This window comes from Sphingopyxis sp. 10G20-10 (genome assembly GCF_057365075.1).
Window position 1 is genome coordinate 2,057,736 of record NZ_CP195117.1, and the last position, 13,264, is coordinate 2,070,999.

13 protein-coding genes are annotated in these 13,264 nt (G+C 62.0%); 6 read left to right on the forward strand and 7 right to left on the reverse strand.

Features of this window, described 5'->3' with window-relative positions; translation table 11 throughout:
* Positions 1-94: 94 nt before the first annotated feature.
* Genes lepB through era form a run of 3 tightly spaced genes read left to right on the forward strand, consistent with a single transcriptional unit; the run spans position 95 to position 2,564 of the window.
* The gene (gene lepB, locus ACR3XE_RS10050; protein ID WP_473697786.1) at positions 95-997 is read left to right on the forward strand and encodes a signal peptidase I; all 903 of its coding nucleotides are present in this window, start codon (positions 95-97) and stop codon (positions 995-997) included.
* Positions 994-1,674 carry a ribonuclease III gene (gene rnc, locus ACR3XE_RS10055; RefSeq protein WP_473697785.1) on the forward strand — a complete coding sequence of 227 codons (681 nt, stop codon included), beginning with the start codon at positions 994-996 and terminating at the stop codon, positions 1,672-1,674. The genes lepB and rnc overlap by 4 nt, the downstream gene beginning before the upstream one ends.
* Positions 1,671-2,564, forward strand: a complete 894-nt coding sequence (era, locus tag ACR3XE_RS10060; RefSeq protein WP_473697784.1) for a GTPase Era — start codon at positions 1,671-1,673, stop codon at positions 2,562-2,564. The genes rnc and era overlap by 4 nt, the downstream gene beginning before the upstream one ends.
* A 22-nt stretch (positions 2,565-2,586) precedes the next feature.
* On the opposite strand, the gene ACR3XE_RS10065 is transcribed toward era, so the two are convergent.
* The 4 genes from ACR3XE_RS10065 to plsY form a co-directional block, all read right to left on the reverse strand.
* Positions 2,587-3,717 (reverse strand): alpha/beta fold hydrolase, encoded by a 1,131-nt coding sequence (locus ACR3XE_RS10065; RefSeq protein WP_486185701.1) that lies wholly within the window; start codon positions 3,715-3,717, stop codon positions 2,587-2,589.
* Positions 3,718-3,780: 63 nt separating this feature from the next.
* Entirely contained in the window at positions 3,781-6,321 is a 2,541-nt protein-coding gene (gene topA, locus ACR3XE_RS10070) for a type I DNA topoisomerase (protein WP_486185702.1), read from the reverse strand.
* A gap of 157 nt (positions 6,322-6,478) precedes the next feature.
* Positions 6,479-7,561 (reverse strand): DNA-processing protein DprA, encoded by a 1,083-nt coding sequence (gene dprA, locus ACR3XE_RS10075; RefSeq protein ID WP_473697783.1) that lies wholly within the window; start codon positions 7,559-7,561, stop codon positions 6,479-6,481.
* Entirely contained in the window at positions 7,558-8,163 is a 606-nt protein-coding gene (gene plsY, locus ACR3XE_RS10080; protein ID WP_473697782.1) for a glycerol-3-phosphate 1-O-acyltransferase PlsY, read from the reverse strand. The genes dprA and plsY overlap by 4 nt, the downstream gene beginning before the upstream one ends.
* Positions 8,164-8,289: 126 nt before the next feature.
* Between plsY and murI the strand changes: the two genes are divergently transcribed.
* The 3 genes from murI to ACR3XE_RS10095 all read left to right on the forward strand — a co-directional run bounded on the left by murI (position 8,290) and on the right by ACR3XE_RS10095 (position 11,122).
* Positions 8,290-9,108, forward strand: coding sequence for a glutamate racemase (gene murI, locus ACR3XE_RS10085; RefSeq protein WP_486186022.1), 819 nt, complete (start codon positions 8,290-8,292; stop codon positions 9,106-9,108).
* 107 nt (positions 9,109-9,215) lie between these two features.
* The gene (gene hemA, locus ACR3XE_RS10090; protein ID WP_473697780.1) at positions 9,216-10,436 is read left to right on the forward strand and encodes a 5-aminolevulinate synthase; all 1,221 of its coding nucleotides are present in this window, start codon (positions 9,216-9,218) and stop codon (positions 10,434-10,436) included.
* The gene (locus tag ACR3XE_RS10095; protein ID WP_473697779.1) at positions 10,433-11,122 is read left to right on the forward strand and encodes a nitroreductase; all 690 of its coding nucleotides are present in this window, start codon (positions 10,433-10,435) and stop codon (positions 11,120-11,122) included. The genes hemA and ACR3XE_RS10095 overlap by 4 nt, the downstream gene beginning before the upstream one ends.
* Before the next feature lie 10 nt (positions 11,123-11,132).
* Here the strand turns inward: ACR3XE_RS10095 and ACR3XE_RS10100 are convergent, their stop codons facing one another.
* From ACR3XE_RS10100 to ACR3XE_RS10110, 3 genes are read right to left on the reverse strand one after another with little or no spacing between them, the layout of a single operon-like run.
* Complete coding sequence (locus ACR3XE_RS10100) at positions 11,133-11,723, reverse strand: GNAT family N-acetyltransferase (protein ID WP_473697778.1); 591 nt, start codon at positions 11,721-11,723, stop codon at positions 11,133-11,135.
* A 20-nt stretch (positions 11,724-11,743) separates the two neighbouring features.
* A complete protein-coding gene (locus ACR3XE_RS10105) occupies positions 11,744-12,163 on the reverse strand; it encodes a hypothetical protein (RefSeq protein ID WP_473697777.1) in 420 nt (139 codons plus the stop codon).
* 57 nt (positions 12,164-12,220) lie between these two features.
* Entirely contained in the window at positions 12,221-13,210 is a 990-nt protein-coding gene (locus tag ACR3XE_RS10110) for a threonine ammonia-lyase (protein ID WP_473697776.1), read from the reverse strand.
* Between the last annotated feature and the right edge of the window lie 54 nt (positions 13,211-13,264).

Here is a 13,264-nt window from a genome sequence, read left to right on the forward strand (position 1 = left end):
TCGATGGCGGTTTAGGCGATGGGCCGTCGCCGCACCAGCCGCATTCGCCGATATTCTCTTGACGTATAGACCAATTCGTCGCCAATGCCGCGCCATGACCGATGCCACCCTCCCCAGCGATGCGTCCGCACCCGACGCACAGAGCACGCCGCCGGCGCCTTCGCCCGCCCCTGCCCCCCTCTCTGCCCGCGAAGAAGCCGTCGACACAGCCCGCTTCCTCGTGTTGCTGGCCATTGGCGTATTCATCTTTCGCAGCTTCTTTTTATCGCCGTTCAACATTCCATCGGAATCGATGCAACCGCGCCTGCTGATCGGCGACTATCTGCTCGTCAACAAAATGGCCTATGGCTATTCGAAATTCAGCCTTCCGTTCAGCGTGCCGCTGATCCCCGGTCGCATTTTCGCCCGCACGCCCGAACGCGGCGATGTCGTGGTGTTCAAGGCGCCGCCGGTCAACGACAATGATTATATCAAGCGCGTCATCGGCCTTCCCGGCGACAGCGTGCAAGTGCGCGACGGCGTCGTCTGGTTGAATGGCAAAGCGGTCAAGCGCGTTCCCATGGCCGATTTTGTCATTCCGGTGACGCAAAACATGATCGACACCGCCCGCACAGAGGGAACACTGCCTTGCTATGCCATGCGGTTTGAAGAGATCGCGCCCAATGGTCAGCGCCAGTGCCGCTATAAGCAGTTCAGGGAAACGCTGCCCAACGGGAAATCCTATGCGGTGCTCGACATCATCCAACAGGAAAAAGACAATACGCCGCTGGTGGTTGTGCCCGACGGGCATTTGTTCCTGATGGGTGATAATCGCGACCGCAGCGCCGACAGCCGCTTTCCCGCCGTCGAGAACGAGGGCATCGGACTGGTGCCCGAAAAGAATCTGGTCGGCCATGCTCTCGTCGGCATGTTCTCCACTGATGGATCGGCCAGCTGGCTCAACCCCATCAGTTGGTTCACCGCCGCCCGGTGGAGCCGCATCGGGGAAGGTTTTTGACCGACCGGCCCTCTGCCGACACCATAAAAGCCATCACCGGCGCTCCGGCCAGCAATCTGGCACTTTACCACGAGGCGCTGACCCACGGCAGCAGCGGGCGGACCGACTATCAACGGCTGGAGTTTCTGGGTGACCGCATTCTGGGGCTGGTCATCGCGTCGGAATTATTCGCGCGTTTTCCCGAAGCGACAGAGGGGGACATGTCCTCGCGCCTTCACGCCCTCGCATCGGGTGAAACCTGCGCCCGGATCGCGCAGGATCTCGACCTCACCGCCTATGTCACCTTCGGCAGTCAGGCGCGCAATGACGGCGGGCGCTATAGCGACAATATTGCCGCCGATGTGATCGAGGCGCTGATTGGCGCGCTCTATCTCGATCAGGGCGAAGCTGCCGCCCGCGCCTTCATCCTTCAACATTGGGGCGCTATGATCGAGGGACAGGTCGAAGCCCCAAAACACCCCAAGGCGGCGCTTCAGGAATGGGCGTTGGCGCGCAAACGCCGTCCGCCCGAATATCGCATCGCCGCACGCGAAGGCCCCGACCACGCCCCCCATTTCCGCATCACCGTCAGCATCGGCACGCTTGCCGAAGCCAGCGGCGAAGGCTCCTCCAAACAGGCCGCTGAAAAGGCCGCTGCCACTGCGCTTCTAGCGCAGCTAGCCAAGGAAAACCCATGACCCATCGTTGCGGCTTTGTCGCCGTTGTCGGCGCGCCCAATGCGGGCAAGTCGACCCTCGTCAATGCACTGGTCGGCCAAAAGGTAGCGATCGTCAGCCCCAAGGCACAAACCACGCGCACGCGGTTGATGGGGGTTGCGATGGACGGCGAGACGCAGATCATCCTGATCGACACCCCCGGCATCTTCGCCCCCACCCGCCGCCTTGACCGCGCGATGGTGGCGACGGCGTGGAACAGCCTTGACGAGGCCGAAGCCATTTTGGTCATGATCGATGCCGCCGCCAAAGTCGGTGAGCGTGTCGAGCGGGTGCTGTCGGGCATTGCCGGACGACCCGAGAAGAAATTTCTCATTCTCAACAAGGTCGACCTGACCAAGAAGGACAAGCTGCTCACCATCGCCACCGAACTCAACGCGCGCGGTGATTTTGCCGAAACCTTCTTTATCTCGGCCAGCAGCGGCGATGGCGTCGCCGAACTTAAAACAAGCTTGTCGGCGCTGATGCCGGAAGGGAACTGGCACTTCCCCGAAGATGAAGTCAGCAACGCCCCCGAACGCATCCTCGCCGCCGAAATTACGCGCGAACAACTCTATCGCCAACTCAATGAAGAGCTGCCCTATCAATCGACGGTCGAGACGGAGAAATTCACCACCCGCAAGGATGGCAGCGCCGAAATTCACCAGCAAATCCTCGTCGCCCGCGACAATCAGCGCGCGATCATCCTTGGTCACAAGGGCGGGCGCATCAAGGAAATCGGCAGCAAATCCCGCGCCGAACTCGCCGAATTACTAGGGCGAAAGGTCCATTTGTTCCTACACGTCAAAGTGAAAGCGAACTGGGACGAAGACCGCAGCGTCTATCGCGACATGGGGCTCGACTGGGTGGAGTGAAGACGCGCGTCAGTCCTGAACCCTAAAGCCGCCGACAATCATTCGGCGGCGCCGCTCCATCGAAGCGCGCGCCGATCCACGCCAGCGTCTCTACCGCGCTATCACGCGCCGTATGGGCATGATCGCCGCCCGGCAAGTCAATCCAGCGCAGCGGCGTGTGGCGGCGGCACACCGCCTTGGCAAAGTTTCTGGTTACCGCCGGTGCGACAAGCGGGTCCTCGCCCGCCTGCGCGATTAACAAGGGACCCGGAACGCGCGCCGGATTGACGCTATTCGCGCGCATTGTCGCCGCCCAAGGCGCGATCCGTCCCAGATCCTTGCCCTTCAATGCGTTACGCACCGACACGATACCCAATATTGTCCCGAGCTTCGGTGTCTTGCCGATTTCGATGCAATTATTCTGCGCCAGCCGACGCACAACGCCTTGATTGATGCGGTTGATCACACCGTCGAGCGAAAAGCCGAAACGCTGGGACCAGCTATAGAGGGTGAACGCCATCATCATCGCACGAACGTTGGGATCGCTCGCCTTGTTCATATTGGCGGCAAGGTCGGTCGGCGGCGCGGCCGCTGCGGTTCCGACAAGCGTCAGATCGGGAGCATAGGATCGTGCGGCAATGGCCGTCCACAACGCGGCATGCCCCCCCTGCGATTCGCCCCACACGGCAAATCGGTTGCCCGCTGCAGCGCCCGTAATTCCGCGCGCTGCGCGCACCGCATCGAGCACCGAATGCGCTGTGTCCTGACCCACCAAATAGGGGTGCGGCACTGACGAACCCAGCCCGGGATAATCTGGCGCGACAACGACATAACCCTCGCGGATCGCCTGTGCGAGCCCCGGTGTTTCATCAAAAAACAGCGGGTTGGTCGACAGCGCGCATTTTTCAACGACGCCCGATGTCCCATGCGCCCAGGCGATGACGCGGCGCGGTTTTGGAGGCATCGCCTCTCGCGGGGCGACGACCATGCCCGTGACGTCTTGTGAAAGCCCATCTTCTGTTGTGGTCCAGTACCGGACCTTCCACGCCTGCATCCCTGGCGGCGTATCGACAACAGGATCGGCCGAAACAAGCTCGCCCGGTTGCTGTGCTGCGACCGGAACCGCAACAGCCGAAATCACGAAAAGCAAAGCTGTAATAAAGGTGCGCATCATCTACCTCCTGTGCGACACCCTAACATACTCTTTCCGCAACGAATATGGCGTTCACTCTCCGCGTCAGTCAGCAGCCTTCTTGGCCGGAGCCTTCTTCTTCGCGGGTGCCTTCTTTTTTGGCGCCGCTTTCTTCTTGCCCTTCGCCGGCCCCTTGGCCGCGCGGGCGTCGATCAGTTCGATGGCCTGTTCTTCGGTCAGCGCCTCTTGCTCGACCGTTTTGGGCAGCGTCGCGTTGGTGGTGCCGTCGGTGACATAGGGGCCATAACGCCCCGCCATCAGCTTCATCTCGCCACCGCTGGTCGGGTGAACGCCAAAGGTTTTGAGCGGTTCGGCCTTGGCGCGCGCGCCGCGTCCGCCGTTGGCTGCCGCTTCGGCAATCCGCACCACCGCGGCATTCATGCCGATGTCGAAAATCTCGGCGGTGCCGGTCAGCTTGGCATATTTGCCATCGTGGAGCAGATAGGGTCCATAGCGCCCCAGCCCCGCGACGATCATATTGCCGCTTTCGGGGTGGTTCCCCACCTCACGCGGCAGGCTCAGCAGCCGCAGCGCATAATCGAGGTCGAAATCCTCTTCGGCAATGTCCTTGGGAATGGACGAGCGTTTCGCTTCCTTGCCCTCGCCCATCTGCACATAGGGACCAAAGCGACCGTTGCGCTTGCTGACCTCTTCGCCGCTCACAGGGTCTTTGCCCATGACTTCAGGGCCGGTGTCGGCGTCGCCATTGCCGCCGGGCTGCGCGAATTTGCGGGTGAATTTGCAGTCGGGATAGTTGCTGCACGCGATAAACGGCCCGAACTTGCCGCCACGCAGTGCCAGCTTGCCATTGCCGCAATTGGGGCACAGCCGCGGGTCGCTGCCGTCGCCTTTGTCGGGGAACAGATAATTGCCCAGAAACTCGTCGAGCACCGCGGTAATCTCACTCGGCTTTTGCTCCATCACCTCATTGGTGCGCGGCTTGAAATCGCGCCAAAAGGCATCAAGCACCGCCTGCCATTGCGCGCGCCCGCCCGACACATCGTCCAGCTCTTCTTCCAGCCCGGCGGTGAAATCATATTGCACATAACGGGTGAAAAAGCGTTCGAGGAAAGCGGTCAGCAACCGCCCACTTTCTTCGGGAGAAAAGCGGTTCTTCTCGACTGTCACATAGGCACGGTCCTTCAGAACCTGCAGGATCGACGCATAGGTCGACGGACGTCCGACCCCCAGCTCCTCCATCTTTTTGACAAGGCTTGCCTCCGAATAGCGCGGCGGCGGCTGCGTCTCGTGACTTTCGACCTCAATCCCGGTCTTGGCAGGCGCATCGCCCTTGGCCATCGCGGGCAGCAAACGTGCATCATCATCATCAGAGGCCTCGTCGCGGCCTTCGTCATAGAGCGCGAGGAAGCCGGGGAATTTCACCACCTGTCCGCTGGCGCGCAGCATCGTCTTGCCGGTGCCGTCGGTCAGGTCGATGCTCGTGCGCTCCAGCCGCGCCGACGCCATCTGGCTCGCCATCGCGCGTTTCCAGATAAGCTCATAGAGCCGGGCATGATCGCCGCTGCCTGCCTTGTCCTTTGAAAAATCGGTCGGCCGGATCGCTTCATGCGCTTCCTGCGCGTTTTTGGCCTTGGTCTGATATTGGCGCGGCTTGTCGGGGACATAGCCGCCGTCATAGCGGTTCGCGATCGCTTTACGCGCCGCGCTGATCGCGCTGCCGTCCATCTGAACCCCATCGGTTCGCATATAAGTGATCGCGCCATCTTCATACAGGCCCTGCGCGATACGCATCGTATGGCTGGCCGAAAAACCGAGTTTGCGCGCCGCCTCTTGCTGCAATGTCGATGTCGTAAAGGGCGGCGGAGGGTTGCGCGTCAGCGGTTTGGTCTCGACCAGATCGACGGTAAAGTTGCCCGCTTTGACGTCAGCCTCGGCGGCGCGCGCATCTGCCTCGTTGGTAATCGTCAGCCGTTCAATCTTGTCGCCGCGCCATCGGGCCAACCGCGCCTTGAACGGCGTCCCGCTCATCTCGAACAAGCCCGTAATCGACCAATATTGTTGCGCAACAAAAGCCTCGATCTCGCGCTCGCGCTCGACGATCATGCGCAGCGTCACCGACTGCACACGCCCCGCCGATTTGGCTCCCGGCAATTTGCGCCAAAGCACAGGAGACAGCGTGAATCCAACCAGATAGTCAAGCGCGCGGCGGGCGCGATAGGCGTCGATCAAATCCTCGTCGAGCGCACGCGGATGCGCCATCGCGGTCAGCACCGCATCCTTGGTGATCGCGTTAAACGTCACCCGGTCAACACTGGTCGGCAGCGCCTTTTTGCTGCGCAGCAATTCCTGCACATGCCAACTGATCGCCTCACCCTCACGATCAGGGTCAGTCGCGAGGATCAGGCGGTCGGCTGTCTTCGCTGCGTCCGAAATTTCCTTCATCCGCTTGGTCTTGTCGGGATAGGTCTGCCACTGCATGGCAAAGCCGTCGTCGGGATCGACCGACCCATCCTTGGGCGGCAAATCGCGGACATGGCCATAGCTTGCCAAAACCTTGAAATCGCGCCCCAGATATTTCTCGATAGTCTTCGCCTTTGCAGGCGATTCCACGATGACTAATTGCATTCACATTTTCCCTAAAACCGGCTCTCACATACACATGCGAGGGTGGCGGGATAGTCCTAATTCCGTCAAGCGGCATTTTTATCAGCAACTGTCGCCCGTTAAAATTGGCGGACAAGATGCGGCGCGGGCGCTCGTTGTCCACTGCATTCTCACCCCACTACACCAGCGAAACTTTCGCTCCGGCATGGCGCTCAATCCGCCCTGCCAGTTCCAGCTCCAGCAGAATCAGCTGAACTGTCGCCGACGTACAGCCCGACTGGCGAACCAGCTCGTCGACAATTACCGGAGTCGGCCCGAGCAGGTCCAGTAACGCGCGCCGGTCGCCGTCATCGGCCCCATCCACTGGATCGGCCGCATAGCTGCTGACAGGTTCGCGCAGCATCCGCACATCAATCGGCCCGACCGCTTCCATCACATCATCGACGGTCTGGATCAGCGTCGCGCCCTCGCGGATCAGCAAGTTGGCGCCCTGCGCACGCGGGTCGAGCGGCGATCCCGGCACCGCCATCACCTCGCGCCCAAAATCTCCGGCGCGGCGCGCGGTGATCAGCGACCCCGATTTGGGCGCTGCCTCGATCACCAGCGTTCCTTGCGTCAGCCCCGCAATAATCCGGTTGCGCGATGGAAAATGCCGCGCCAACGGCTCGGTCCCCGGTGGTTGCTCGGCGATCAGCAACTGATCCGTTGCAATTTTTTCCTGCAAGGCGGCATTTTCGGTCGGGAACGCAATATCAATGCCGCTGGCAATCACCGCGGCCGTCGCCCCGCCCAGCGCGCCGACATGCGCCGCCGTATCGACCCCGCGCGCCAATCCGCTGACCACGGTGACATCGCGCGCCGTCAGGTCTGCGGCCATCTGGCGCGCAAAGCGACACGCCGCCGCAGAGGCGTTGCGCGCGCCGACAATCGCCACACAGGGACGCCGCAGCATCGCGGTGTCGCCGCGCACGATGATTACGGGCGGGGCGCCATCGACCGCGCGTAACAGCGGCGAATAGGCCTCCTCGTCGCTGAATATATGCCGCGCGCCCAGCGCCGCGATGCGCTCCATCTCGCGCTCGGCGACATCGGCGGGAGCGATGCGAACCTTGCCCGCGCCGCCGCGTAGCACCAGATCGGGCAGTGCCTCGAGCGCCGCCACGCCCGAACCAAATCGCTGCATCAGCTGATGCCAGCTTACGGGGCCAACATGCGCCGTGCGGATCAGTCGCAGCCGCGCCAGCCGTTCAGCAGAATTCACGCAAGACGGTCCTTCTTCCCGCCTATTCGTGGTTCGGTGCCCGCACGCAGACGTATGATATTATCGCGATGCCGCCACAGGACGAGCAGTGCCAGCAAGGCCAATCCGGAGGCGTAAGTCGTATGTCCCAGCGCCAGCGCAGCAATCGGTGCCGCCACCGCCGCCGCCATGCCGCCAAGCGAGGATATCCGGACCAAGGCCACAGTGCCGAGCCACACAATGGCAAAAATCAGGCCAATCGGCCAAGCCAGCGCCAGCACCAGGCCCAACAAGGTCGCGACCCCCTTCCCGCCCCGGAATTTCAGCCATACGGGATAGCAATGACCAATCATTGCGGCGGCTCCGGCGGCCATCGCACCACCCGCACCAAGCTGCGGTGCCAACGTCCACGCAAGCCAGACAGCCATAGCCCCCTTGCCCCCATCGAACAGCACGGTCGCTGCGGCCAACCCTTTGCGGCCGGTGCGCAGCACATTGGTCGCGCCAATGCTGCCCGACCCGATCTGGCGCAAATCACCCACCCCGAACAATCGCGTCAATATTATGCCAAAGGGGATGGAGCCGAGCAAATAGCCCATGACGATCAAAGCGATGGTTCCCATTATCGTCACTCCCTTGTGCGGCGGAACCGACTCCGCTTCATGACCTGCCTTTTGAAGCCAATCACGCCCGAGGGTCAACGCCGCGCTTGCCGCATCGTCGCCAAATGGCCTATCGCCTCATCCGATATGGACCCATCTCACGCCCCTGATACCGCGAACGCGCCGCTGCTCTTTTTTGACAGCGGGTTGGGCGGGCTGACCGTTCTGGGGCCGACGCGCGCACTCCTCCCCCATGCCCCGATCATCTATGCCGCCGATTATGCCGGACTGCCCTATGGCGCAAAAAGTGAAGCCGAACTGGCGGCGCGCGTCCCTGCGCTGCTCGGTCGATTGGTCGAGCGTTTTCAGCCGCGCCTTGCCGTCATCGCGTGCAACACCGCCTCGACAATTGCCCTCACCCATGTCCGCGCCGCGCTCGACCTGCCGATTGTCGGTACCGTGCCTGCCATCAAGCCCGCCGCGTCGCTCACCCGCAGCGGCGTCATCGGCGTGCTCGGCACCGAAGCGACGGTGCGCCAACCTTATGTCGATGATCTGAGTGCGCGTTTCGCCACCGAGAAAATCGTCCTCCGGCATGGCAGCAACGCCCTCGTCGCTGCGGCAGAGGCCAAATTGCGCGGTGACCCCGTCGATGACAGCATCATCGCCAATGCCGTTGCGGGCCTGACCAATCAGCCGCAGGGCGACGCCATCGACGTCGTTGTCCTCGCCTGCACCCATTTCCCGCTGTTGCTCCCGGAACTTCAGACAAAATTCGGCCCTGAAGTCCACCTGATCGACGGAGCCGAAGGCATCGCCCGCCGCATCGCGCACCTGACCGAAGGGCAGCAATGGCCGTCTGCTCCACCCGCAGGTCAGGCCGTTTTCACGTCCAGCCCAGACCGTGCTCCACCACCGCTCAGCGCGCTCCTCCCGTTCGGAATTGCCAGCATCGACACGATCTGACGGCAAGTTGCGAATCGTTCTCACTGGATTTCAGCCATTTTCAACGCTAAAGCCGCCCCAGAACGTCGCCGGAAGGGCTGACGCACGCCGACCATGCGGGGCTGAACGTGAACTATAATGATATTTTCGCCCGAGCGATTGACCGCTTGCACGAGGAAGGACGCTATCGCGTCTTCATCGATATATTGCGCAATCGCGGATCTTTCCCCAATGCACGCTGCTTTGCCGGCCATAACGGGCCGAAGCCGATTACCGTCTGGTGCTCGAACGATTATCTGTCGATGGGCCAGCATCCCAAAGTGGTCGAGGCGATGGAAGAGGCGTTGCACAGCGTCGGTGCCGGATCGGGCGGCACGCGCAACATTGGCGGCAACACCCATTTTCATATCCAGCTTGAGGAAGAACTGGCCGACCTCCACGGCAAAGAGGGCGCGCTGCTCTTTACCTCGGGCTATATTTCGAACGAAGCGACACTCGGTACGCTCGGCAAATTGCTGCCCGGCTGCATCATTTATTCGGACGAGCTCAACCATGCCTCGATGATTGCGGGCATCCGCAACTCGGGTTGTGAAAAGCGCATCTGGCGCCACAATGACCTCGCACATCTTGAGGAAATGCTGGCCGCCGACGATCCCGATGTCGCCAAGCTGATCGCTTTTGAAAGCGTCTATTCGATGGACGGCGACGTCGCTCCGCTTCACGCGATTTGCGATCTGGCCGAAAAATATAATGCGCTGACCTATTGCGACGAAGTCCATGCCGTCGGCATGTATGGCCCGCGCGGCGGCGGCATTTCGGACCGCGACGAAGCCGCTGATCGCATCACCATCATCGAAGGGACGCTGGGCAAAGCGTTCGGCGTCATGGGCGGCTATATTTCGGCCGACAAGAATATCATCGACGTCATCCGTAGCTATGCCCCCGGCTTTATCTTCACCACCAGCTTGTCGCCGGTGCTCGCCGCCGGTGTCCTCGCCAGCGTCCGCCATCTCAAATCCTCGAGTGTCGAGCGTGACGCGCAGCAGGCCTCTGCCGCTTTCCTCAAGCAAAGTTTTCGCGATGCGGGGCTTCCGGTGATGGACTCGACCACCCACATTGTCCCGCTGATGGTCGGCGATCCGGTGCGCGCCAAGAAAATCAGCGACATTTTGCTCGCCGAATATGGCGTCTATGTTCAGCCGATCAATTATCCCACCGTGCCGCGCGGCACCGAACGGCTGCGCTTCACCCCCGGACCGACACACAGCGAAGCGATGATGAGCGAGCTGACACAGGCGCTCACCGAGATCTGGGGCCGGCTGGAGCTGGAGCTGCGTAAAGCCGCGTGACGCAAACAAACGGTTTTGACGAGGTCGTTCTCGGACGGCGCTCCATTCGTGGCTTTCTGGACAAACCCGTCCCACAGGATCTGGTCGCCGAAGTGATCGAGATCGCGATGCGTGCGCCCTCGTCCTTCAACAACCAATGCTGGAACTTCTCGGTCGTCACCGGCGCACCGCTTGATGCGATCCGCCAAGGCAATACCGACGGCATTTTGGCCGGCCAGCCCGACAGCCGCGAATTTCGCACCTTCACCAAGGTTCCCGACGAACATCGCGGTCGCCAGATTGAAATCGCCAAACAGCTTTTCGGTGCCATGGGCATCGTCCGCGAGGACAAGGATGCACGGCAGGATTGGGTGCTGCGCGGATTCCGCCAGTTCGATGCGCCGGTCAGCATCGTCGTAACCTATGACCGCGTGCTGCTCGGCAGCGATATTGCCCCCTTTGACTGCGGTGCTGTCACCAACGCGCTCGTCAACGCAGCTTGGTCCCGTGGCCTCGGTTGCGTCATCAACAGTCAGGGCATCATGCAAAGCCCCGTTGTGCGCGAACATGCGCATATCCCCGACGATCAGGTCATCATGATCTGCGTCGCAATGGGCTGGCCCGACGAGGATTTTCCGGCCAACGCCGTGGTCTCCAACCGCAAAAGTGTCGAGGAAACGGTGCGGTTCGTGGGATTCGAAAGCTAGGGCGCTTGCGCTAACTAGCCGCTCGCATCATCCCCCAGAAATGCGGCCCGCCGCCTTTTACATCCCACTCGACCTGCGTGACAAAGCCCAGTCGCTCATACAGCGGCACATTCGTCGCCGTCGCCGTTTCCAGCCAGCAGGGCAGCCCTTCACTATCGGCGACCGCCGTTTGCGCGCGGATGATCCGACCGCCATGTCCCTTGCCCTGATGCGCGGGGCGCACGCCGACATAGTGGAGATACCAAAAGGGCGTCTTGGGCCGATGGGCGTCGATGCTGTTTTGCACCGTCAGCCCGCGCAGAAGGGCGGTGCGGAACACGCCGATCAACGGCAGAACCGTCGCCAGAAACTCGACCGTCCCGCCATGGGCTTTGCCCGGTGCACGCCACAGCGTCGCCGCTTCGTCACCCGCTGAGTGCATCACCAAACCTACACGGGCATCGGTGGGAACCAGCGTCCGGAACAACCCGCGCAGCGCCCGCGCGCGATGCTCTGCGTCGGGCAATATCCACGATAGCGCGGGATCGTCCTGAAACGCCTGGCTCAGCGTTTCCTCTACCGCCGGAAAATCACCCGCGCCCGCCCTTATGATTTCGCTCATTCCCCGCCCCTCCAGTTCAATCAATCGCGGCAATAACCTTCGCCGTCTTTGACCTTCAAACATTCGGTCTTGCCCGCCAGATATTTAAGGCCAATCTCGTCCCCGCTTGCACGGGTCAGCGACAGGGCTTCGCCGCCGCGTTCGAACTGGATGCCATGTTCGCTATCGCTTCCGACATAATTGCCCTTGGTATCGAGGTCCGACTGCATCTCCAGCGCATATTCGCCCGGTCCGGCGGGGGTGATGGTCACATACATCCCTTCGACGCCCGTCCACTTGCCAGCCCAGCTTGCAAAGCGGTGCGCGCTATCGCTCGGTGCAACGCTCTCGACTGGAACCTCGGTCATCGTCGTATCGGAAGGCGCGGGCGCCTCGGCCTTTTCACAACCGGTCAATAGCATCAGCGCAGCAGCGCTCATCAACATCATCTCATTCTTCATCGCCATTCTCCTCTGCCTGTTCAACGCATCGCACCCGAAAAATATCCGTATAGCCTCTTAACCAGCCAGAATTTCGGCATAAAGCTGTGGGTCGACATTGCCACCCGACAGCGTCACGAGTGTAGCTTGCCCCAATTCGACCTTCCCCGCCAGCACCGCCGCCAACGCCGCCGCGCCGCCCGGCTCCACGACCAGATGCAGCCGCTCAAACGCAACCCGCATCGCATGGCGCACCTCACCCTTCGTTACCACGACCCCGCGCACCCCGCGTGCCTGCAACACCGCAAAGTTGATGGGCCATGTCTGCGGTGTCTGCAATGCGTCACATTCGGTCGGGTAAGCCATATCCTCAACCGCCAATATCTCACCCGCCGCTAACGACCGCGCCACATCGTCCCACCCTTCGGGCTCGACCGCGATCACTTCAGCATCGGGACAGGCCAGCGCCAGCCCCGCCGACAGCCCGCCGCCGCCGCAACAGGCGACAATCTGTGTCGGTCCGTCGATCCCGCGCGCGCGCATCTGGTCGCGCACCTCGATCCCGACGCTCCCCTGCCCCTCGATAATCCACGGGTCGCCATAGGCATGGACCAGCGTCCCGCCGCGCTCCGCAATCAGCTTCGCCGCCACCGCGTCGCGCGACTCACTCACCCGGTCATACAGCACGACCTCGGCACCCAGCGCACGCGTCGCGGCCAGCTTCATCGCGGGCGCGTTGCTGGGCATAACGATGATCGCCTTGATGCCCAGCCGCTTCGCAGCCCACGCGACGCCCTGTGCATGGTTGCCGCTCGACACGCCAACCACTCCCGCCGCCGCCTGTTCGGGCGTCAGGTCGGTCAGCCGGTTCCACGCGCCGCGAATCTTGAAGGCACCGACCGGTTGCAGGCATTCGCCCTTGCACCAGATCGTCACCCCATCGACCTCCATCGGCAACAAGGGTGTGGGCGGCAACAGCGCAGCGATCTTGGCAGCGGCGCGTTCTACGCCTGACAAGGTGGGCGCGCGGGTGGGGTCCATAAAGGCATCGGGGGTTTGTTCCGCCATGCCAACGTCCTATAGGGCCAGTCAGACAAGGCAAGCCGGTCAATCCGGCGACAG